Source organism: Staphylococcus sp. HMSC034G07, assembly GCF_001835975.1.
Taxonomy (GTDB): Bacteria; Bacillota; Bacilli; order Staphylococcales; family Staphylococcaceae; genus Staphylococcus; species Staphylococcus ureilyticus.
In genome coordinates this window covers 427,905-450,128 of the sequence record NZ_KV826609.1, presented here as the reverse complement: position 1 = coordinate 450,128, position 22,224 = coordinate 427,905, and the positions used below count along the sequence as shown (strand labels likewise).

Sequence of the window (22,224 nt, the reverse complement as noted above, 5' to 3'; positions counted from 1 at the left end):
GCCTCCTTTAACAAACATGCTACACTAATAACACAATTAGTATTGTAGTTACTGTTTAAAATTTTATCAAATGTTTTTGTTTTATAAAATGAGGGAGCACACATGTATAATTTAATTCGCTTTACACGAATGCAAGCACATAATTACAAAACAGAAAAAAGCATATATAATATTATCACAGGCAAAAAATCCCATCAAACCTTTTTTGACGCCTGTAGTCAACAACTATTATCATTGTATCATAGCTTACCAAACTTAAAATATCCATCATTTGTTGGATATATTCAAAATGGACAACAGGATGTTGATAGTACGCGATTAATTCGTACACATCCAAGGTATACATATGATAGTTTATTAAACACCTTTAAGGCACTTCAATTATTAACCCAAACAATTTCGAATATTTCACATGATTCATTACATTTTGTGCCTATTACACACAACAATACAATTCAACATAGAGTTAAAAAAGTATATAACAGTGCTAAAAATAAGAATATATCTTGCAAATTAAATGAAGAATTAAATCTTCTTTTCTCTTCAATTTCTGAAAAAAATAGTAAAACGTATTTGCACTATTATTTACAAGGTTATAAAGAAAGTATGTATACAAGACAACAAGTCAGCTTAATAGAAAATATTTCGCAACAACAATTGTTCGAACTAGAAATAAATGAATTAGTAATCATGATGTTTGAATTGGAAAATGCGATTAAATATCCTATTTTAAATCAATTAATTATTTTACCAACGTTGCTTTTTAAAACAGAGGAAACTTACATAGGTATTAAAAAAGGTCTCAGCTTTAACGAATTAGCTAAGACACAAAATGTAAAATCAAACACAATTGAAGATCATATTCTAGAATTATTTATAAAAGGGTATCTTTCACAATACGATGTATTTATAAATGATAATTCATATTCGCAGTTTCTAAGTTACTATGTAGAAAATCGCAGCGAAAGATTAAGAAATTACAAAGAGAAATTTCCAAAATTAAATTACTTTGAAATTAAACTATTAATCATCGGTGTTGAAAGAGGTGATTTAAATGTTACATCATGAATTAAAAAAATGGTTTGGTTTTGATTCATTTAAGCCTGGACAACAGGAAATTATAGAGCATGTTTTAAATGATGAAAATACTTTGGGTATATTGCCGACTGGTAGTGGAAAAAGTTTATGTTATCAATTACCAACCTATATCAAACAAAAGCCCACCCTTATCATCTCACCGTTAATATCCTTAATGGATGATCAAGTTATGCAATTAAAACTACAAGGCGAGCATTACGTTTCATGCATCCATTCCGGATTAGATGAAAATGAAAAAAAACAAAATTTACAATACTTAAAGCATAGTCGTTTTATATTTTTAAGTCCCGAATTTTTGTTGCAACCACATAATTTTAAACTTATACAACATCTAGATTTAGGTTTAATCGTTTTAGATGAAGCCCACTGCTTATCTGAATGGGGTTATGATTTCAGACCACACTATGCACTTGTAGGGAAAATCATCAATTATTTTCCTAAAGCCAATATACTTGCTTTGACTGCCACAGCACCACCTTATTTAACATATGATTTAAATCACATGCTAAATAAAACATTTACTGTTGTGAAAACAACTACGAATAGAGAAAATATTACATTATCACACATAAATTTCGAAAATGATCATGAAAAGTTAAAATGGTTACTTCCAACGTTAGAACAATCAGGTCCAACTATTATCTATGTTTCATCCAAAAAAATGTGCCTAACTTTAGCAAAGGCAATTTATCAATATGGTTTTTTAACTGGGATATACCATGGTGACTTAACCTATCAGGAAAGACATACTGTACAGCATCAATTTATAAATAATGAAATACCAATTATTGTTGCAACAAGTGCTTTTGGAATGGGGATAAATAAAAAAGATATACGAACCATCATACATTTTCATCTAGCCACAAGTCCATCAAGTTATATGCAAGAAATTGGTCGTGCAGGACGTGATGGCTACTCTAGCCAAGCAATCAGTCTTTACCAACCAGATGATAGTTATCTATTAGAAACGTTATTGTTTGCAGATATAATTACTGAAGAAGATGTGAATACATTTGAATTAGGTATGTTTTTACCACCTGAAAAAAATGAAATATTAGAGGTTCTAAGTAGTAATTTTAAAATTGAACAATTGCGTACTATTTTCAAAACAGCATTTGAAAGAAAACAACGCGGTTATTATCGAATGTTAGGTTATAAAAATTTAGACCAATGTCGTAGGTCATATATGGTAGAGTTTTTCGGTGAAAATCTATCAACAAAACCAACACAGTGCTGTGATAATGACACAGAATTAAAACCAATTAATATTATTAATAGAAAAAAAGTAAAAAGAAAAATGGATTTTAAAGAAAAATTACGAAATATATTCAAATAAAAGATAAATACTTTACTTCACTTTTTCAATCAAGCTATAATACTAGATATACGCTAAATTTTTATTTGTTTTTCATATAAAATTAATACATATATACTGGCTTTTAGGGTAAAACAGTATATACTAAAATTAAATGATGGAAGGATGATGAATTTGTCTAATAATAATTTCAAAGATGATTTTGAGAAAAATCGTCAATCTATTGATCCAAAAGAACATCGAGATGATGTAAAGGATTCTGTTAACGATTCCGTTGACAATGTAAAAGAGGAAGTTTCTGATAAACAAGACGAACAATTCCCTCCAAGAAATGCCCAAAGAAGACAACGTAGAAGAGATACGGCAACACATCAAAATGAAGGAAATGAATCAACTGTTGATGAGAAAAATGATACATCAAGTCAACAAGACAGTAAGCAACAACAGGAAACACATTCATCATCCAAGACGGTTGCGGATGAAACCAATAAAAATCAAGACCCTTCAGAAAATAACAATATTAATCAAAATAGAAGTGAAAAAGATCACGACATTTCTGAAGGTAACCAATCTGAAGATAAAAATGATAAGAAAAAAGGCGCTGCCGTAGCTGGCGGAGCAGCCGCAGCTGGTGCAGGTGCCACTGGAGCAAGTGCTGCGCATTCGAATGGAAATGGCTCCGGTGGAAATAATGGTAACGGTGATCACAACAACGATCCAAATGATGATAACAACAATAAAAAGAAAAAAGGCGGCTTATTTGGAAAAATATTACCAATCGTAGCAGCAATTTTAATTTTAGCAGCAATCGGAATTTTTGGTGGTATGGCATTAACTGGCAACAATGATGATAGTAGTAATAACGACGATAAAAAGGTAGCGGACAACAAAGATAAAAAATCTGACTCAGATTCAGACAAGGACAGCAAGAAAGATTCAGACAAAAACAAAGACGATGATAGTGAAAAAGCAAATACAAATAATGACGATAACGCTGAATCAGATAGTAATGATAATTCAAACCAAAGCGATTCTAATTCTGACGATGCAGCTACTAGCGATCAAAATCAAGCTACTGAATCTGATCAAAATAACCAAAGTGATCAAAATGCACAGAACAGTCAAAATGATCAATCACAACAAAATAATCAAGCTACGAATCAAGGTAATGATTCAGCAAACCAAGGTCAAGCAACTAACAGCCAAAACAATCAACAAAACAACCAAGCTTCAAACAACAATTCAGGACAACAAACACATACTGTAAATGGTCAAAATCTTTACAGAATAGCCATCCAATACTATGGAAGCGGATCTCCTGAAAATGTAGAAAAAATCAGAAAAGCAAATGGATTACAAGGTAATGATATTCATAACGGACAACAATTAGTTATTCCTCAATAAAACATTCATCTTTAACAAATAAAATGAAGTTTGATTATCGAGCCTGTTCCTAAAAAAGGACTAATCCATAACATGATATGCTCCCTACAAAGTAGACATTTAAAAAAGTAAACTTTGTAGGGAGCTTTTATATGAATTAGTCATTTTTGTAAACAAATTTTCAAAATCTATCACTTGGTTTTTTTAAATCTACTGGTATAATAAATGGGTGGTTAAAGGAGGACAAATACTATGCAAACAGTAGAAAGTATAATCATCGGCGGTGGACCATGTGGGTTAAGTGCCGCTATTGAACAAAAGAAAAAAGGGATTGATACTTTAGTAATTGAAAAAGGAAATGTTGTGGACGCTATTTATAACTATCCAACACATCAAACATTCTTTTCTTCAAGTGATAAATTAAGTATTGGCGACATTCCATTTATTGTCGAAGAAAGCAAACCACGTCGTAATCAAGCATTAGTGTATTATAGAGAAGTTGTTAAACATCATCAACTGCGTATCAATGCTTTCGAAGAAGTCCTTACTGTTAAAAAAATTAATAATCGTTTTACACTCACTACTACGAAAGATGTTTATCAGTGTCGATTTCTAACCGTAGCTACTGGTTATTATGGTCAACATAATACTTTAGAAGTAGAAGGTGCAGAATTGCCAAAAGTAAAACATTATTTTAAAGAAGCACACCCTTATTTCGATCAAAATGTTGTCATCATTGGTGGAAAAAACTCAGCAGTTGATGCAGCATTGGAATTAGAAAAGGCAGGTGCACATGTCACAGTTATCTATCGTGGTTCTGACTATCCAAAAGCAGTTAAACCATGGATTTTACCTAATTTTGAGTCATTAGTGAAACACGAAAAAATAAACATGGCCTTTAACGCTGAAGTCACAAAAATTACTGAAGATAGTGTTATTTATGAGCAAGATGGAGAAGTAATTGAGATTCCTAACGATTACATTTTTGCAATGATTGGTTATCATCCGGACTATAATTTCTTAGAATCAATTGGAATTGAAATCAATGAAAATGAATATGGGACAGCACCAGTTCATAACAAAGAAACTTACGAAACAAATGTAGAAAATTGTTATATCGCCGGCGTGATTGCTGCAGGTAATGATGCAAATACGATTTTTATTGAAAATGGTAAGTATCATGGTGGCATTATCACTCAAAATATTTTATCTAAAAAGCAAACGCCTTTAGAGTCATAATATAAAAAAGAGCTGGATAAGTGATTATTATTTGAGAATACTTTCAATATTCTTAAATAAAACGTTACTTATCACAACTCTTTTTTTATAATTGAGCTTCAAAATACTTTTTTAATTGTGCTTTAGTTAAATGATTACTTAAGCCGATTAATAATTTCAGTCTCGCTTTTTGTCCATTTAATCCATTAGAGAAAATAACTCCTTTTTGTTCTAATGTTGCACCGCCACCTTCATAAGCATAAATAGGGCCGACAATACCATTAAAAGATCTAGATACAAGTATAACTGGAATATTGTTATTTAAACATTGATTCAACCCTTCTAAACATGTAGGCGGCAAATTGCCTTGACCTAGCGCTTCTATTATAATCCCATCAACTTGTTTTTCACTGTAAAAAGCCAAAACATCGCTATTCATTCCCATATACGCTTTCACGAGTGGGATATTTAAAGATTGATTGATATCAGTCAATACTAAATGCCCAAATGGTTTATGATGAAACTGTACACTTTGTTTTGTTATCACACCTAAGGGACCATGATTTGGACTTTGAAATGTATTCGTATTAGAAGTGTGCGTTTTCGTTACATTTCTAGCTGTATGAATCTCGTCGTTAAAGACGACCATAACACCCATATTTAATGATTCATCACTAATTGCAACTCTAATTGCTGATAAAAAATTATATAAACCATCTGCACCAATTTCATTGGAAGAACGCATCGCACCAGTGATTACAATTGGTTTTGAGGTGTCTATTGTTAAATCTAATAAATAAGCTGTTTCCTCTAGTGTATCAGTACCATGTGTAATCACATAACCATCATAATCATCTTGATCCTCAGATTGATTTATAATTTGTTTTAAAGTTTCCACATACGCAATATTCATGTGTGGAGATGGTACATTAAAAGGTGTTATTTCAGTTACATCAGCATATTGATTAATAATATTTTGATGATTAGAAATTGGATTGTCTTTATTTGTAACAACTTTGTTCGATTCATCTTGTGACATGCTAATCGTGCCGCCAGTATGTATGACAAGAAGTTTTTTCATGTGTGCATTCCTCCTATTTATAAAATACATATTTATGATAAAATATTATTTATAAAACAACAAGGAAGGGTTACTAAAATGAAACCAATAAATATCGCACTTGATGGACCTGCAGCTGCAGGTAAGAGTACAATAGCAAAACTTGTGGCAGCCAAGTTATCTATGGTGTATGTAGATACTGGTGCAATGTATCGTGCTATAACATATAAATATTTACAATTAAATAAAACAGAAAATTTTTCTGAACTTGTCGAATCAACTGAACTTTCATTAACTTATGACGAAGAAAAAGGACAAAGAGTCATTTTAGACAATCAAGATGTGACAGATTATTTAAGAGAAAATGATGTGACAAATCATGTTTCTTATGTATCTTCAAAAGAATCAGTGCGCTCATTTGCCGTTGAAAAGCAACAAGAGTTGGCGCAGCAAAAAGGCATTGTAATGGATGGTAGAGACATTGGTACGGTTGTGTTGCCAGATGCTGATTTAAAAATATATATGATTGCCTCTGTTGAAGAACGTGCTTTACGTCGTCAAAAAGATAACGAACTAAGAGATATACAATCAACAGTAGAACAATTAAAAAAAGAAATAGCCGAACGCGATCATTATGATATGAATAGAGAAATATCTCCTTTGAAAAAAGCAGAAGATGCAATAACTATTGATACTACCGGTATGAGTATCGAAGAAGTTACTGATAAAATTTTGACATTAGTAGAAGATATCTAAATTCATAAAATCATATTATCCATTGATTTTTTTTGTAGTCCTTTTGTTAAAATTGTGTAAAAAAGTTATAAAATATCAAAATCAGGGTATATTATCGTAGTAGGTTTTTAAAACTTGTACTACATATAAGTCAATGTAAATTGCTATTGATATTAAAACTATTATCTACATGTTAAGTATCAATTAATATTTTTAAATGTATAGAATGAGAGTATTCACTATAAAGTGGAATTCCTTGACAATTCTGTCAAATTATAAGATGTTATAAATATGTAGTGTAATAAGGAGGCAGACAAGATGACTGAAGAATTCAATGAATCAATGATTAACGAAATTAAAGAAGGGGATAGAGTTACTGGTGAAATTCAAGAAATTGAAGATAAACAAGTAATTGTACATGTTAATGGAGGTAAATTTAACGGTATTATCCCTATAAGTCAACTTTCAACACATCATATTGATAATCCTAGTGATGCTGTTAAAGTTGGTGACGAAATCGGTGCATATGTCACAAAAGTGGAATATGACGAAGAAAATGAGACAGGTGCTTATATCTTATCAAAACGTCAATTAGAAACTGAAAAATCATATGAATTTTTACAAGAAAAATTAGATAATGATGAAATCATCGAGGCTAAAGTCACTGAAGTTGTAAAAGGTGGTTTAGTAGTAGATGTTGGTCAAAGAGGATTTGTACCAGCTTCATTAATTTCAACTGATTTCATCGAAGATTTCTCTCATTTTGAAGGACAAGTTCTAAAATTAAAAGTTGAAGAACTAGATCCAGCAAATAATCGCGTCATTCTTAGTCGTAAAGCTGTAGAAGCATTAGAAAATGCTGAGAAAAAAGATGACTTACTCAATAATCTTAATGAAGGCGATGTCATAGAAGGTAAAGTTGCACGCTTAACAAACTTTGGTGCGTTTATCGATATTGGTGGTGTAGATGGACTTGTACATGTTTCCGAACTATCACATGAGCATGTTAAATCACCAGAAGATGTTGTTTCAATTGGTGATCAAGTCAAAGTGAAAGTAAAATCTGTTGATAAAGATTCTGAACGTATTTCATTATCAATTAAAGATACATTACCAAGCCCGTTTGAATCGTTAAGAGGAGAAGTCAATGAAGGTGAAGAAATCGAAGGTAAAGTTGTCAGACTTACAAGCTTTGGTGCCTTTGTTGAAATCAAACCTGGTGTGCAAGGTTTAGTTCATATTTCAGAAATCAGTCATTCTCACATCGGTACACCTGGTGAAGTATTAGAACCAGGACAAGTTGTCAGTGTTAAAATACTCAGTGTCGATATTGACAATGAACGTATTTCACTTTCTATTAAAGCAACATTACCTGACGAAAATGTTGCTGAAAGTGATAGTGAAACAACACAATCATATTTAGATAATAATGAAGACGAAGACAATCCAACACTAGGTGATGTTTTCGGAGATAAACTTAAAGATATTAAGTTTTAATAATTATCATAAGACTAAAAATAAATCTTGTCCTATTTTTACGTTAGGGCAAGATTTATTTTTTTAGTATACATATCAATCAATAAATTAATTGTATTTCATGAAAGTCATTTAAATTGATTCATTAATAATTTCTTTTGAAATACTTACCCCGTATGATAGAATTATAGAGATTAAAAAAGAGAGGAAGTTAGTTATGACTAAACCTATAGTTGCTATTGTAGGAAGACCCAATGTTGGAAAGTCTACAATTTTTAACAGAGTCGTAGGTGAACGTGTCTCAATTGTTGAAGATACACCAGGTGTGACTCGTGACAGAATTTATTCATCAGGCGAATGGTTAACTCATGATTTCAATATCATTGATACTGGAGGTATTGAAATAGGTGATGCACCATTCCAAACACAGATTAGAGCGCAAGCAGAAATTGCCATAGATGAAGCTGATGTCATTATTTTTATGGTAAATGTTAGAGAAGGTTTAACACAAAGTGATGAAATGGTAGCTCAAATGCTATACAAATCTAAAAAGCCCGTTGTATTGGCAGTGAATAAAGTTGATAATCCTGAAATGCGAAATGAAATTTATGATTTTTATTCACTAGGTTTTGGAGATCCGTATCCAATTTCTGGTTCACATGGTTTAGGATTAGGTGATTTATTAGATGAAGTAGTTAAAAATTTCAAAGAAGAAGAGCCCGATCCATATGACGAGGATACAATTCGTTTATCAATTATTGGTCGCCCTAACGTAGGTAAGTCGAGCTTAGTTAACGCGATTTTAGGTGAAAATCGAGTCATAGTATCCAATGTTGCTGGAACAACTCGAGACGCTGTTGATACTGAATATAGCTATGACGATCAAGATTATGTGCTCATAGATACTGCTGGTATGCGTAAAAAAGGTAAAGTATATGAAAATACAGAAAAGTACTCAGTTTTACGTGCACTTAAAGCGATAGAGCGATCAAACGTTGTTTTAGTAGTTATCGATGCTGAACAAGGTATCATAGAACAAGACAAGCGTGTTGCTGGCTATGCGCACGAAGAAGGAAAAGCGATTGTTATCGTTGTCAATAAATGGGATGCTGTAGATAAAGAAACAAATACTATGAAGAAATTCAAGGACGAAGTACGCAAAGAATTTCAATTTTTAGATTACGCACAAATCGCTTTTGTTTCAGCAAAAGAACAAAAAAGATTATCTACGCTATTCCCGTATATTTTGGAAGCGAGTGAAAACCATAAAAAACGTGTTCAAAGTTCAACATTAAATGAAGTAATTACAGATGCAATTTCTATGAATCCTACACCAACAGATAAAGGTCGTCGATTAAACGTATTTTATGCTACACAAGTTGCAATAGAACCTCCAACATTTGTTGTGTTTGTAAATGACGTAGAATTAATGCATTTTTCTTATAAACGTTATCTTGAAAATCAAATCAGAGCTGCCTTTGGATTTGAAGGTACACCTGTACACATCATAACTAGAAGAAGAAATTAATAAATGGAGGGGTTACATGTCTAATATAGCTGTCTTTGGTACTGGGAGTTTCGGTACGGCATTAGCAAATGTCTTAGCTGAAAACGGGCATCAAGTATTAATGTGGGGAAAAAATGAAAAGACTGTTAATGAAATAAATGAATTTCATACAAACACTAAATATCTTAAAAATGCACAACTTGAATTATCAATTAACGCAACAACAGATATTCATAAAGCAATAGCGCATTCAGATGTATATCTCATGGCTTTACCTACAAAAGCGATGAGGGAAGTTGCAAGTGAAATTGATTCACACTTAACATCGAAAAAAACTTTTATCCATGTTGCTAAAGGAATAGAAAACGATACTTATAAACGCGTCTCTGAAATGTTAGAAGACTCAATTAGCTCTGAACATAATGCAGGTATTGGTGTACTATCAGGTCCAAGCCATGCTGAAGAGGTTGTTATCAAACAACCAACTACAGTGGCTGCTTCTTCTAAATCACCAGAAGTGAGTAAACTAGCTCAAGATTTATTTATGAATGATTATTTAAGAGTTTATACGAATGACGATTTAGTAGGCGTAGAATTGGGTGGCGCATTAAAAAATATTATAGCTGTTGCAAGCGGTGTAATTTCAGGCATGGGCTTCGGAGACAATGCCAAAGCGGCATTAATGACTAGAGGTTTGGCTGAAATAAGTCGACTTGGTGAAAAATTAGGAGCAGATCCATTGACCTTTTTAGGTTTAGGTGGTATTGGTGATTTAATTGTAACGTGCACGTCTACTCATTCTAGAAATTATACATTAGGGTATAAATTAGGTGAAGGTAAATCACTAGAAAAAGCATTAGAAGAAATGAATATGGTGGTTGAAGGTGTATATACTACAAAATCAGTTTATAATTTAGCTAAAGAACATCATATTGATATGCCAATTACAACTGCATTATATAGAGTTTTGTTTGAAAATCAACCTGTTGATGAAAGCGTCAAAGACTTAATGGGACGGGGCAAAAAGGCCGAATAAGATAGAACTATTACACTTTTTTGCAAATATATAACAATTTGATATTAAAATCCTATTAATTCAACGTTTTTTACACATAAATCATTGCAGTTGCAGTATTCGTTGTGTTAAAGTCATACCATAATGATATTAAGTTATCATTATAAACCCTAGGGGAGGTGAATTCATAATGAACAAAACAGATTTAATCAATGCTGTTGCAGAACAAGCTGATTTAACTAAAAAAGAAGCTGGTTTAGCTGTAGATGCAGTATTCGAATCAATTCAAACATCACTTTCTAAAGGTGAAAAAGTACAATTAATTGGATTCGGTAATTTCGAAGTACGTGAACGTGCTGCTCGTAAAGGACGTAATCCACAAACTGGTAAAGAAATTGATATCCCTGCAAGCAAAGTTCCAGCATTCAAAGCTGGTAAAGCTTTAAAAGATGCAGTTAAATAATTCTTTACTTAAAAGTGAAGCCCTTGTTACAGGGGCTTTTTTTCTTTTGGTAAAAACTTTTAAATACAAATAAAAATAGATTGTAAACTAAGTCTCTTAATATGGTATCATTCGATATGATGATATGATATTAAGAGATTTTTAAAGTGATCAAACATCAATTTAGTTTTTATAAAGATAATAAACAAACATAATTCATTTATTTTTATAATTTTTACTATTCACAAAATACATAAAACGTATATATTTATCACTTTGAAAACCGTTGATTTTAATTTTCCCTATATAATGTTAATATGTATATTGATAATAACGTGAGGTGTGAACATGGAAACGACATTAAGTATTTTTGAAAAACAAATTACCCAACGCTTGAAAGGTATACATCATTATGACGCTATTTATATAAATGAAGTATTAGCAAAAATCCTTGATTCTTATGATATACCTGAAGATGCTAAATTAGCTTGCCTCACTATAGATACTGCGATGCGTCATTTAGATGAGGTTTCCAAAAATTTATCCTCTAAGAAAGCCATTTTGATTGGTGATTTACTAAGCGCTCACTTTTATACATTATTAGCGAAGTTACATGATCCAATTTTTCAAAAGCAAATTAGTTCAGCGATTGTTGAAATTAATGAAATGAAATCCTCCATCCATAACGGAGTGATTCCCAAAGAAGAAATCGGTCATTTTATTTTAAAAATCGAAAATAAATTTCCACTTATTACTATCAATCGATACGTACCAAACATAGAAACAACAGATATCAATCAAAAATTATTAGCAAACTTATTAGAAAATCATCCTTCGTATTTAAAAAAATATTCGAAAGATGAACTAAATACATTTTTAGAAGAAATTAAATTAGAAATTAATTAAAAAAGAGGTAATCAATGATGGCAGATAATAAATTAAAAAAAGAACAAGTACATAACGTTTTTCAAAATATTTCTGGAAAATATGATCGCCTAAACAACATCATCAGCTTTGAACAACACAAGACATGGAGAAAACGCGTAATGAAAGAAATGAATGTTAAAGATGGTAGCAAAGCATTAGATGTTTGTTGCGGAACGGCAGACTGGACCATTTCTTTAAGCAAAGCAGTCGGTCCTTCTGGTGAAGTATTAGGTGTAGATTTTAGTGAAAACATGCTTGAAGTAGGTAAAAAGAAAACAGCGGACATGCAAAATATCCAACTCATTCATGGTGATGCAATGCATTTACCATTCGAGGATAATGAATTTGATTATGTCACAATTGGCTTTGGTTTACGTAATGTACCTGATTACCTTGCAACGCTTAAAGAACTAAATCGAGTTTTAAAGCCTGGTGGAATGGTTGTTTGCTTAGAAACAAGTCAACCAACTGCTCCAATATTTAAACAATGTTATAAATTATACTTTAAATTTATAATGCCTATATTTGGTAAAATATTTGCGAAATCGAAAGATGAATATGAATGGTTACAGCAATCTACTTTTGATTTTCCAGACAAAGAAAAATTAAAGCGTTTATTTTCACAAGCAGGATTTAGTAATATTAAGGTACGTAGCTTCACTGGTGGCGTTGCAGCGATGCACCTAGGCTATAAATAAAAATGAAACAACCAAAGGTGATGACTGTGTCAAAGTTAAATATGAACAATGAAATTAAAATAATTGAACAGCGATTGGAAGAAGCATTAATAAGTAAGGATCAAATCTTAGAAGATGCTTCTTATCATTTATTTTCATCAGGCGGAAAACGTGTAAGACCTGCCTTTGTAATATTAAGTAGTCAATTTGGCGAAGAAATTAATGAAGATGTCTATCGTGTTGCTGTAGCACTCGAATTAATCCATATGGCTACTTTAGTACATGATGATGTTATTGACAAAAGTGATAAACGTCGCGGTAGTTTAACGATTGCCAAAAAATGGGATCAAGACACTGCAATTCTCACAGGTAATTTTCTATTAGCTGTCGGTTTAGAACATATTTCAAATATTGAGGATAACCGAGTACATAAAGTGATATCTAGTGCAATTGTCGAAGTATGCATGGGTGAATTGTACCAGTTTCAAGATCAATTCAATGCACATCAAACAATTACTAATTATTTAAGAAGAATCAAACGTAAAACTGCATTGCTTATACAATTATCAACAGAAGTTGGAGCAATTGCTTCACATGCTGATGCCAAAACGGTTCGTAATTTGAAAATGATTGGTCATTATATTGGTATGAGTTTTCAAATCGTTGACGATATTCTAGATTTTACTAGTACTGAAAAGAAATTAGGAAAACCAGTGGGCAGTGATTTAATGAACGGCCATTTAACGTTACCAGTATTGTTAGAAATGCGTAAAAATCCTGAGTTTAAATCACAAATAGAACAACTTGGCCCAAACAGTGATCAATCCTTATTTGATAAATGTATACAAACCGTTAAACATTCTGATGTCATAAAACAATCACAAGCAATTAGCGATAGATATTTAGATAAAGCGCTTCATCTTATTGATCAATTAGAAAAAGATGATGCTAAACCAATATTTAAAAAAATTATTAAAAAAGTAGGGAAAAGAAACGTATAATTGTGTGAAAAGCATTGAAAGCGCTTAAATTAACTGTTAATATTATAATGTGCTTCAAGACATTATAATATTTTGTTTTGTATTTTTATAAAACTTACATCACTAACAGGGGGATAAACACACAATGGAAAGAACATTTTTAATGATTAAACCGGACGCGGTTCAACGTAATTTGATAGGTGAAATCGTTTCACGTATTGAACGTAAAGGACTAAAACTTGTAGGTGCTAAACTAATGACAGTACCTAAATCGCTTGCAGAAGAACATTATGCTGAACATACGGATAAACCATTCTATGGCAATTTAATCGACTTTATTACTTCTGCACCTGTATTTGCAATGGTTGTAGAAGGTGAAGATGCAGTACATATTGCGCGTCACATTATTGGATCAACAAATCCATCAGAAGCTACACCTGGTACAATCAGAGGAGACTTTGGTTTAACTGTAGGCAGAAACATTATTCATGGTTCAGATTCAGTTGAATCTGCTAATAAAGAAATCAATCTTTGGTTTAATGCAGAAGAATTAAGTGATTTTACAGAATCACGTGAAGCATGGTTATACGAATAATCATCGTTGAATCTATACACCATTACTTGTAAGATGATATGCGTTATTAACTTAATTATTTAATACGCTCAACAATAAAGATAAAAAATAATAGTAAAAATGCGATTCATGGTCGTATCCGTAAAATCAAAACACTTTCGTTGTATTCATAATAAAATGAATTTATGCGAAGGTGTTTTTTTGTATAAAAGTTGCAATTGCATTCTAAAGTGAAGTCGTTTAATATCTTAAGTTATTACTGAATTTTAGACAGATGTTATAGTTGTATGTAAGGAAATCTTATAAAGTTTAGTTATTTGAAATTTTTCTGTTAATTTGAACAATTGAATGTGATAAGATAAGGAACATATAATCATTTAAAGTACTAAAGAACGGAGTGGGTAAATAATGAGATATTTAACTTCAGGAGAATCACATGGTCCGCAACTAACAGTAATTATTGAAGGTGTGCCAGCAAATTTAGAAATTCATGCTGCCGATATAAATGAAGAAATGTTTAAACGTCAAGGTGGATACGGTAGAGGTAGACGCATGCAAATTGAAAAAGATAGTGTTGAAATTGTATCTGGGGTACGTAACGGATATACGCTTGGTAGTCCAATCACGCTTATTGTCACAAATGATGATTTTAAACATTGGAGAAAAATCATGGGCGCTGATCCTATTAGCGATGAAGATCAAGAAAACATGAAGCGCGTAATTACAAAACCACGTCCAGGTCATGCCGATTTAATCGGCGGTATGAAATATAATCATCGAGACTTAAGAAATGTATTAGAGCGTTCTTCTGCTAGAGAAACTGCTGCGCGAGTGGCTGTAGGTGCTGTATCGAAAATATTACTAAAGCAACTCGATATTCATTTTTATAGTAGAGTTATGGAAATTGGTGGTATTAAAGATGATTTAGCTTATGACCTTGAAACAATCAAATCTAATATTGATAAAAATGATGTCCGTGTGATTAATGATGATATTGCTCAACAAATGAGAGATAAAATTGATGACGCCAAAAAGGCAGGAGATACTATTGGCGGTGTTGTACAAACTATTATTGAAGGAGTACCAATTGGTATCGGCAGTTATGTACATTATGACCGTAAATTAGATGGTAGAATTGCTCAAGGGGTTGTAAGTATTAATGCTTTTAAAGGCGTCAGTTTTGGAGAAGGATTTAAAGCAGCCGAAAAACCTGGCAGTGAAATACAAGATGAAATACTTTATGATACAAACAATGGTTATTACAGAGGATCAAATCATTTAGGTGGTTTTGAAGGTGGTATGTCTAACGGAATGCCTATTGTTGTCAATGGTGTTATGAAACCAATTCCAACATTATATAAACCGCTAAATTCAGTAGATATTAATACTAAAGAATCTTTTAAAGCTTCTGTTGAACGCTCTGATAGTTGTGCCGTTCCAGCTGCAAGTGTTGTAGTAGAAAATGTCGTTGCTTTTGAACTTGCAAAAGCATTATTAGAAGAATTCCAATGTAATCATATCGAGCAATTAAAATCACAAATTGAAGAACGCCGCTTGTTGAATATTGAATACTAAATTATAAGATTAGCCAGGTGATATCGATGAAATTACAAACTACGTATGAGACTAATAATTATCCTATTATCATAGAACATAACGCGCTAAAACATTTACGTCATTACATTGAAAATTACAAAGATATTGTACTAGTCGTAGATAATACAATTGCTCAAAAATGGGATGATACATTAGAATTTATTACATCTGAATACGATGCTCACATGTTGGCTGTACCGTCAGGTGAGTCTACAAAATCTCTAGATTATTATGCAGAGACTATAGAAACATTATTGAGCAAAAATTTGACTAGAAATACTTGCATCATTGCAATAGGTGGTGGCGCTACCGGTGATTTCGCTGGATTTTTAGCTGCTACCCTATTGAGAGGCGTTGATTTTATCCAAGTACCTACGACGATATTAGCACATGATTCTAGTGTTGGTGGTAAAGTGGGAATCAATTCAAAACACGGTAAAAATTTAATTGGTGCATTTTATAGACCAACTGCGGTTATCTATGATTTGAATTTTCTCTCAACGCTTCCTTATACAGAAATATTGAGTGGTTACGCTGAAGTATATAAACATGCATTGTTAACTGATGCCGATGCAGCACGTAATATTGAATCACATTTTTATGATAAGACAACGTTAGCGTCTTTAGATGAAATGGAATATTATATTTATAAAGGCATAGAGACAAAGTTAAATATTATTGTAAAAGATGAAAAAGAATCAAACGTTCGTAAATTTTTAAATTTAGGACATACTTTTGGTCATGCCGTTGAATACACATTTAAAATACCACACGGTCATGCCGTGATGATTGGCATTCTTTTTCAATTCATCGTATCGAACCATATTTTAAACCAAAAATTTGATATTTTACATTACGTCAATTATTTAAGTTCTCTAGATTATCCATTAAATATCATCAATACCTTCAAATTCGATTCACTTTATGAATTAATGTTAAGAGATAAGAAGAATGACCAACAAGGCGTACAGATGGTTTTATTAGAAGGTATAGGAAATCCTGTGGTTAAACATGTCGATAAATCCACTTTAGTAGAGAGTTTCACGACATTACAAACATATTTTAAAAAGTAGGTGGCATAATTGGTTAATAGTAAAACAATTGATATAAATGGTCCTCTGATTGGAGAAATAGAAGTTCCAGGAGATAAGTCAATGACACATAGAGCGATTATTTTAAGCTCATTAGCATCAGGTAGGTCAACGATATATAAACCCTTACTTGGTGAAGATTGTATTCGTACAGTAGAAATTTTCCGTCTACTTGGTGTCGAAATAGAAATTTTAGAAGATAAAATTGAAATAAACTCACCTGGATATAAATTTTTCCAAACACCACATCAAGTACTCTATACTGGCAATTCTGGAACGACGACACGTTTAGTTGCTGGATTATTATGCGGACTAGGCATTGAAGCAGTCCTTTCTGGTGATGCTTCTATTGGTAAAAGACCGATGGATCGAATTATGAAACCTCTAACGTTAATGAATGCAGATATTTCAGGTGTGAATCATAACTTTACGCCTTTAATCATCAAACCTGCTCAAATTAAAGGCATATCATACCAAATGGAAGTCGCAAGTGCTCAAGTTAAAAGTGCAATATTATTTGCAAGCTTGTTTGCAAACGAAAAAACAACGATTTCTGAAATAGGTATAACGCGCAATCATACAGAAACAATGTTTGAACATTATCAAATTCCGATTACTTACAATGATAAAATGATTCAATTACCTGAAAATAGTATTGAACCTATTACTGCCACTGATTTTCATGTACCTGGGGACATTTCCTCAGCTGCATATTTCATTGTTGCAGGGTTGATAACTCCAGGAAGTGATATTACAATTCACAATGTTGGCATAAATCCAACACGTTCAGGTATCATAGATATCGTGACACAAATGGATGGCAATATAACTTTATTCAATCAAACTAATGGTTCAGAACCTACCGCTTCAATACGCGTACAATATACACCAAATATGAAACCTATCCATATTGAAGGTGAATTGGTACCAAGAGCGATTGATGAATTACCAGTTATCGCCTTACTTTGTACTCAAGCAAATGGAACAAGTATTATAAAAGAGGCGGAAGAATTAAAGGTCAAAGAAACCAATCGTATTGACACTACGGCAAACATGTTGAATTTATTAGGTTTCACCTTACAACCAACAAGTGACGGCATGATTATCCATCCATCAAGATTGGAACAAACTGCCACAGTGGATAGCTTTACTGATCACCGCATTGGTATGATGCTTGCTGTAACTTCTTTACTAACTAGTGATACATTAACGATTGATCAATTTGATGCAGTCAATGTTTCCTTCCCAGGTTTCTTAGCTAAATTTAATCAATTAGAAAAAGAGGGATAAAGTATGGAAGATATCTATAAACTTATAGATGATATCAACTTACAAAAACTAGATAACTTAGATACACGGGTAAATGACGCGCTAAGTTCTCCAAAAGATGATGCGCTCTTTATACTCGGTGAAACATTATATAACTTTGGACTAATGCCACAAGGTCTTGAAGTATTTCGTACACTTTATCACAAATACCCAGATGAAAGTGAACTGTTAATTTATTTCATTGAAGGACTGATTGCGGAAGATCAAACAGATGAAGCATTAGAATATTTAAGCACTGTTGAACTATCTACAGAACGTTTGATGCTAGAAGCAGATTTATACCAACAATTAAATATGCTTGAAGTGGCTATAGATAAATTAGTAGAAGCTATTGATATTGAACCAAACGACCCAATCATACATTTCGCATTGGCAGAATTACTTTATTTTGATGGTCAATATTTACGTGCTTCTTCGGAATATGAAACGGTATTAGAAACGGGAGAATATCAAATCAATAATGTTAATTTATTCTCACGTTTAGCTGATTGTAGCTTACAAAGTGGAAATTATAGTGATGCCATCACAATGTTCAATGAAATCAGCGAAGATGAAATGGATTCAGAAATATACTTCAAAAAGGCCATTGCTTATGAAAAAAATGACTTAACACAGGAAGCTATCAAATTAGTGCAAACACTATTATCAAAAGATCCAGACTTCCTACAGGGCTACTTTTATCTACAACAATTATTTGAAAACGAGCATAATCATGCAGATGCCATTGAAATTGGTAAAGAAGGGTTGCGCTTGAGTCAATTTTATAAAGAATTAATGGTATCAACAGGTAGTATTCAAATAGAACACGGAGATGCTAATGAAGGTGTACAATTGTTACTACAAGCCTTAGACGTAGATAATGCTTATCAAGAACCACTTTTAATCTTGAGTGATTTCTTTAGACAAGAAGAAGATTACGATTCAATTATTAGCTTATTACAATATGTAGATGAAGAAGATTTAGATCCCGTATTTATGTGGCATGTAGCACATGCTTTAGGTCAAGAAGAGCGAGATAAAGAAGCACAACATTTCTTTGAATTAGCCTATCCAACCATGAGAACGCAATCAGCATTTTTAAGTGATTATTATTTCTATTTAGTTGAAATAGGTTATATAGAACAAACACAACAAATCTTAAAGCAATTGCTAGAAATAGACCCATCGAACGAAACTTGGCATGATGAAGCTGAAAGATTGCAATCATTCTAAAAAGTAAAGAAGGTGAGTATATTGACTGATACCTTACAACAATTAAAAGCAAGTTTTATAGAATACGTATTATTTCAGTATCGTTTTAAATCTCGAATTAGTGTATGGGTATTAAATTTGATAAAATCCTCACCTGAACTTTTACAAAAAATATACTTTGTAGATGAGCAAATTCCCAGTCATAACACTTTAGAAATTGCAACTGTGAATACAGACAACATCGCCATAAAACTTATAGTAGAGGATCAACAATATATTAATAATGAAAAAATATTTGACTATATCGCAAATCAAAATATCTTTTTTGATATCAAATTATATTTAAATAAAGAAGATTCTAGAGATACGAAATTAGACGATTTATTGTTAACACAATTACTTCACTCTCCATATTATGCCGTATATATTCAAGATATATATGGTTTGCCATTATCAAAAAAAAGTGAATCATCTATTATCAAATATTTACAAGACAATATTGACTTAAGTCTGCAACTTCAGGATAGAGCTTTATTTTATCAATTATCTCAAATCCTAAATACATTTAAGTTGAGGAATCTTAATACATTATCGAAGGATTGACTATATGAACATTTACTCACTATGGCAACTTATCATTTTTAATAAAGGTATGCTGTATTTCTTATTAATATGTAATTTATTAGGCACAGTTTACGGGTATATTTGGTACGGTTCACAAATGAGTGCTACACCTTGGCAATTTATACCATTTGTACCTGATAGCCCAACTGCATCATTATTTTTATGTATTGCTATTCTAGGGTTGATTGTTAACAAGAACTTACCAATCATCGAAGCACTCGCTTTTGTCACATTAATCAAGTATGGAGTATGGGCTGTAATTATGAATATCATTCTTTTTATTCAATACGATATGATTACAATTACAGGTTGTATGTTGATACTTTCTCACGGCATTATGGCAATTGAAGGTTTTATTTTTTATCCAAGATTTAAAGTGACGATTTCTGCCTTTTTCGTAGCGATGATATGGGTGGTTCATAATGACATTATCGATTATGTATTTATGCAATATCCTTTTTATGATTTTATTGCAAGTCACATTGAAGCAATTGCATACTTAGCATTCTGGTTAAGCGTTATACCTTTAGTTTTATATTTAAGTTTAACTCTATTTAAAAAAGATAAAATATTTGACCATTATTAACGTCCACAGTAAAATGTTTATAAAGGAGTGAGGATTTTTGTCTTTTATTTATATGATTATATACTTTGTTATTTTAATGGTTCTGCCTCTATGGGCACAACACAAGGTTAAATCTAACTATGAAAAGTATTCTCAAGTGAGATCAACTAGTGGGAAAACAGGGCGTGAAGTAGCGCTTGAAATACTCCATTCAAATGGAATTTATGATGTAGATGTTGTCGAAGGTAAAGGATTTCTAACAGATCACTATGATCCTAGTAAAAAAGTTCTTGTCTTATCACCAGCAAACTTCAATAGACCTTCAGTTGCTGGTACAGCAATTGCAGCCCATGAAGTAGGACATGCTATACAGCATGCCCAAGGATATTTCTTCTTAAGATTTAGAACTTCATTAGTACCTTTAGCAAATATTGGTAGTTCTTTAGGTTACATGGCAGTGTTTGCTGGTATTGTTTTAACGAGTTTACAGAGTACATTGGGTTCAACTGCACTTTGGATAGGAATTGCATTAATGTCATTCGCAGTATTGTTCTCAATTGTTACCTTGCCAGTCGAATTTGATGCTAGTAGTAGAGCAATGAAACAAATTAAAAGCTTAGATATTGTTAATGAAAAAGAATATCGCCATGCAAAAAAAGTATTATCAGCTGCTGCAATGACTTACGTTGCATCCACTGCTGTAGCATTAGCAGAACTTGCACGTTTCATTTTAATCGCTAGATCAAGTGAATAATTTATCCATGCAAATGAGACAGAAATATAAATTATTTAAATTTATTTCACTGTTTCACAACGCTTAGGTTGATAAAATTAGGATAAGAGGTTGAGGCAATCATTTTGCCCAATCTCTTTTTTTATGTATACAATTATTTTTTTAATATAGATTTAAAAGATGACTTTCTTTACATCTATTATTGTTATACCTCAGCATATCATATTATCATTTAATTTAACTACTTAATTCATATTGAATAGTGTATAAAGGTTGCAGGAATAATGCATGAATCATAGAATTAGTCTATACTATAAAAGAAACTGATAGAATGAGAGGCGTTTATCATGAAATCGATGAAAGACATGCAAATAGAAGTAGATGACTATATAAATCAATTTAAAACTGGCTACTTTTCACCTCTAGCAAATCTCGCAAGGTTATCAGAAGAAGTAGGAGAGTTATCAAGAGAAATCAATCATTTTTATGGAGAAAAAAAGAAAAAAGATAGTGAAGCTGCAAACACGGTAAAGGCAGAACTTGGAGATAATTTATTCGTGTTACTATGTATAGCTAATTCCTTAGATATAGATATGACTGAAAGTTTTAACGAAACAATGGATAAGTTTAATACACGAGATAAAAATCGTTTTGAAAGAAAATAGATTGATATTGTTTAAGAAAGGAT

Annotated in this window: 22 protein-coding genes; 21 read left to right on the top strand and 1 reads right to left on the bottom strand. The window is 32.0% G+C overall.

Annotated features, from left to right (window positions below; translation table 11 throughout):
• The first annotated feature begins 102 nt into the window (after nucleotides 1–102).
• The 4 genes from HMPREF2586_RS10160 (at nucleotide 103) to ypdA (ending at nucleotide 5,035) form a co-directional block, all read left to right on the top strand.
• Nucleotides 103–1,068: a helix-turn-helix domain-containing protein gene (locus tag HMPREF2586_RS10160; RefSeq protein ID WP_070658585.1), complete on the top strand. Its 966-nt coding sequence runs from the start codon at nucleotides 103–105 to the stop codon at nucleotides 1,066–1,068.
• The gene (locus HMPREF2586_RS10155) at nucleotides 1,055–2,434 is read left to right on the top strand and encodes a RecQ family ATP-dependent DNA helicase (RefSeq protein WP_046208218.1); all 1,380 of its coding nucleotides are present in this window, start codon (nucleotides 1,055–1,057) and stop codon (nucleotides 2,432–2,434) included. The genes HMPREF2586_RS10160 and HMPREF2586_RS10155 overlap by 14 nt, the downstream gene beginning before the upstream one ends.
• Before the next feature lie 147 nt (nucleotides 2,435–2,581).
• Nucleotides 2,582–3,817: a LysM peptidoglycan-binding domain-containing protein gene (locus HMPREF2586_RS10150; RefSeq protein WP_070812733.1), complete on the top strand. Its 1,236-nt coding sequence runs from the start codon at nucleotides 2,582–2,584 to the stop codon at nucleotides 3,815–3,817.
• A gap of 231 nt (nucleotides 3,818–4,048) precedes the next feature.
• A complete protein-coding gene (ypdA, locus tag HMPREF2586_RS10145) occupies nucleotides 4,049–5,035 on the top strand; it encodes a bacillithiol disulfide reductase YpdA (RefSeq protein WP_070658583.1) in 987 nt (328 codons plus the stop codon).
• A gap of 85 nt (nucleotides 5,036–5,120) precedes the next feature.
• Here the strand turns inward: ypdA and HMPREF2586_RS10140 are convergent, their stop codons facing one another.
• Nucleotides 5,121–6,095, bottom strand: a complete 975-nt coding sequence (locus tag HMPREF2586_RS10140; RefSeq protein WP_070658582.1) for an asparaginase — start codon at nucleotides 6,093–6,095, stop codon at nucleotides 5,121–5,123.
• A 78-nt stretch (nucleotides 6,096–6,173) separates the two neighbouring features.
• Here HMPREF2586_RS10140 and cmk point away from each other — a divergent pair, with 78 nt between their 5' ends.
• The 17 genes from cmk to HMPREF2586_RS10055 all read left to right on the top strand — a co-directional run bounded on the left by cmk (nucleotide 6,174) and on the right by HMPREF2586_RS10055 (nucleotide 22,201).
• Nucleotides 6,174–6,830: a (d)CMP kinase gene (gene cmk / locus HMPREF2586_RS10135; RefSeq protein ID WP_064208934.1), complete on the top strand. Its 657-nt coding sequence runs from the start codon at nucleotides 6,174–6,176 to the stop codon at nucleotides 6,828–6,830.
• A 297-nt stretch (nucleotides 6,831–7,127) separates the two neighbouring features.
• Entirely contained in the window at nucleotides 7,128–8,306 is a 1,179-nt protein-coding gene (gene rpsA / locus HMPREF2586_RS10130) for a 30S ribosomal protein S1 (RefSeq protein WP_070658580.1), read from the top strand.
• A 196-nt stretch (nucleotides 8,307–8,502) separates the two neighbouring features.
• Nucleotides 8,503–9,813, top strand: a complete 1,311-nt coding sequence (der, locus tag HMPREF2586_RS10125) for a ribosome biogenesis GTPase Der (RefSeq protein ID WP_046208224.1) — start codon at nucleotides 8,503–8,505, stop codon at nucleotides 9,811–9,813.
• A 16-nt stretch (nucleotides 9,814–9,829) separates the two neighbouring features.
• On the top strand, nucleotides 9,830–10,828 hold the full coding sequence (locus tag HMPREF2586_RS10120; protein ID WP_064208936.1) for an NAD(P)H-dependent glycerol-3-phosphate dehydrogenase: 999 nt from the start codon (nucleotides 9,830–9,832) through the stop codon (nucleotides 10,826–10,828).
• 169 nt (nucleotides 10,829–10,997) lie between these two features.
• A complete protein-coding gene (locus tag HMPREF2586_RS10115; RefSeq protein ID WP_019468914.1) occupies nucleotides 10,998–11,270 on the top strand; it encodes an HU family DNA-binding protein in 273 nt (90 codons plus the stop codon).
• A gap of 327 nt (nucleotides 11,271–11,597) precedes the next feature.
• Nucleotides 11,598–12,155 (top strand): heptaprenyl pyrophosphate synthase subunit A, encoded by a 558-nt coding sequence (locus tag HMPREF2586_RS10110; protein ID WP_070658570.1) that lies wholly within the window; start codon nucleotides 11,598–11,600, stop codon nucleotides 12,153–12,155.
• A 17-nt stretch (nucleotides 12,156–12,172) separates the two neighbouring features.
• Nucleotides 12,173–12,874, top strand: a complete 702-nt coding sequence (locus HMPREF2586_RS10105) for a demethylmenaquinone methyltransferase (protein WP_070658792.1) — start codon at nucleotides 12,173–12,175, stop codon at nucleotides 12,872–12,874.
• A 26-nt stretch (nucleotides 12,875–12,900) separates the two neighbouring features.
• Nucleotides 12,901–13,854 carry a polyprenyl synthetase family protein gene (locus HMPREF2586_RS10100; protein ID WP_176745335.1) on the top strand — a complete coding sequence of 318 codons (954 nt, stop codon included), beginning with the start codon at nucleotides 12,901–12,903 and terminating at the stop codon, nucleotides 13,852–13,854.
• A gap of 124 nt (nucleotides 13,855–13,978) precedes the next feature.
• Nucleotides 13,979–14,428, top strand: a complete 450-nt coding sequence (gene ndk, locus HMPREF2586_RS10095) for a nucleoside-diphosphate kinase (RefSeq protein ID WP_070038216.1) — start codon at nucleotides 13,979–13,981, stop codon at nucleotides 14,426–14,428.
• A gap of 387 nt (nucleotides 14,429–14,815) precedes the next feature.
• Nucleotides 14,816–15,982: a chorismate synthase gene (aroC, locus tag HMPREF2586_RS10090; RefSeq protein ID WP_046208229.1), complete on the top strand. Its 1,167-nt coding sequence runs from the start codon at nucleotides 14,816–14,818 to the stop codon at nucleotides 15,980–15,982.
• Between the two features lie 26 nt (nucleotides 15,983–16,008).
• On the top strand, nucleotides 16,009–17,076 hold the full coding sequence (aroB, locus tag HMPREF2586_RS10085) for a 3-dehydroquinate synthase (protein WP_070658568.1): 1,068 nt from the start codon (nucleotides 16,009–16,011) through the stop codon (nucleotides 17,074–17,076).
• A 9-nt stretch (nucleotides 17,077–17,085) separates the two neighbouring features.
• The gene (gene aroA / locus HMPREF2586_RS10080) at nucleotides 17,086–18,384 is read left to right on the top strand and encodes a 3-phosphoshikimate 1-carboxyvinyltransferase (protein WP_070658566.1); all 1,299 of its coding nucleotides are present in this window, start codon (nucleotides 17,086–17,088) and stop codon (nucleotides 18,382–18,384) included.
• 3 nt (nucleotides 18,385–18,387) lie between these two features.
• Nucleotides 18,388–19,635, top strand: coding sequence for a tetratricopeptide repeat protein (locus tag HMPREF2586_RS10075; RefSeq protein ID WP_070812732.1), 1,248 nt, complete (start codon nucleotides 18,388–18,390; stop codon nucleotides 19,633–19,635).
• Nucleotides 19,636–19,656: 21 nt separating this feature from the next.
• The gene (locus HMPREF2586_RS10070; RefSeq protein WP_046208233.1) at nucleotides 19,657–20,217 is read left to right on the top strand and encodes a YpiB family protein; all 561 of its coding nucleotides are present in this window, start codon (nucleotides 19,657–19,659) and stop codon (nucleotides 20,215–20,217) included.
• Nucleotides 20,218–20,221: 4 nt separating this feature from the next.
• Entirely contained in the window at nucleotides 20,222–20,824 is a 603-nt protein-coding gene (locus HMPREF2586_RS10065) for a DUF1405 domain-containing protein (protein ID WP_070658563.1), read from the top strand.
• Nucleotides 20,825–20,861: 37 nt separating this feature from the next.
• Complete coding sequence (locus HMPREF2586_RS10060) at nucleotides 20,862–21,557, top strand: zinc metallopeptidase (protein WP_046208235.1); 696 nt, start codon at nucleotides 20,862–20,864, stop codon at nucleotides 21,555–21,557.
• Nucleotides 21,558–21,883: 326 nt separating this feature from the next.
• Nucleotides 21,884–22,201: a nucleotide pyrophosphohydrolase gene (locus HMPREF2586_RS10055; RefSeq protein ID WP_019468926.1), complete on the top strand. Its 318-nt coding sequence runs from the start codon at nucleotides 21,884–21,886 to the stop codon at nucleotides 22,199–22,201.
• Nucleotides 22,202–22,224: the final 23 nt, after the last annotated feature.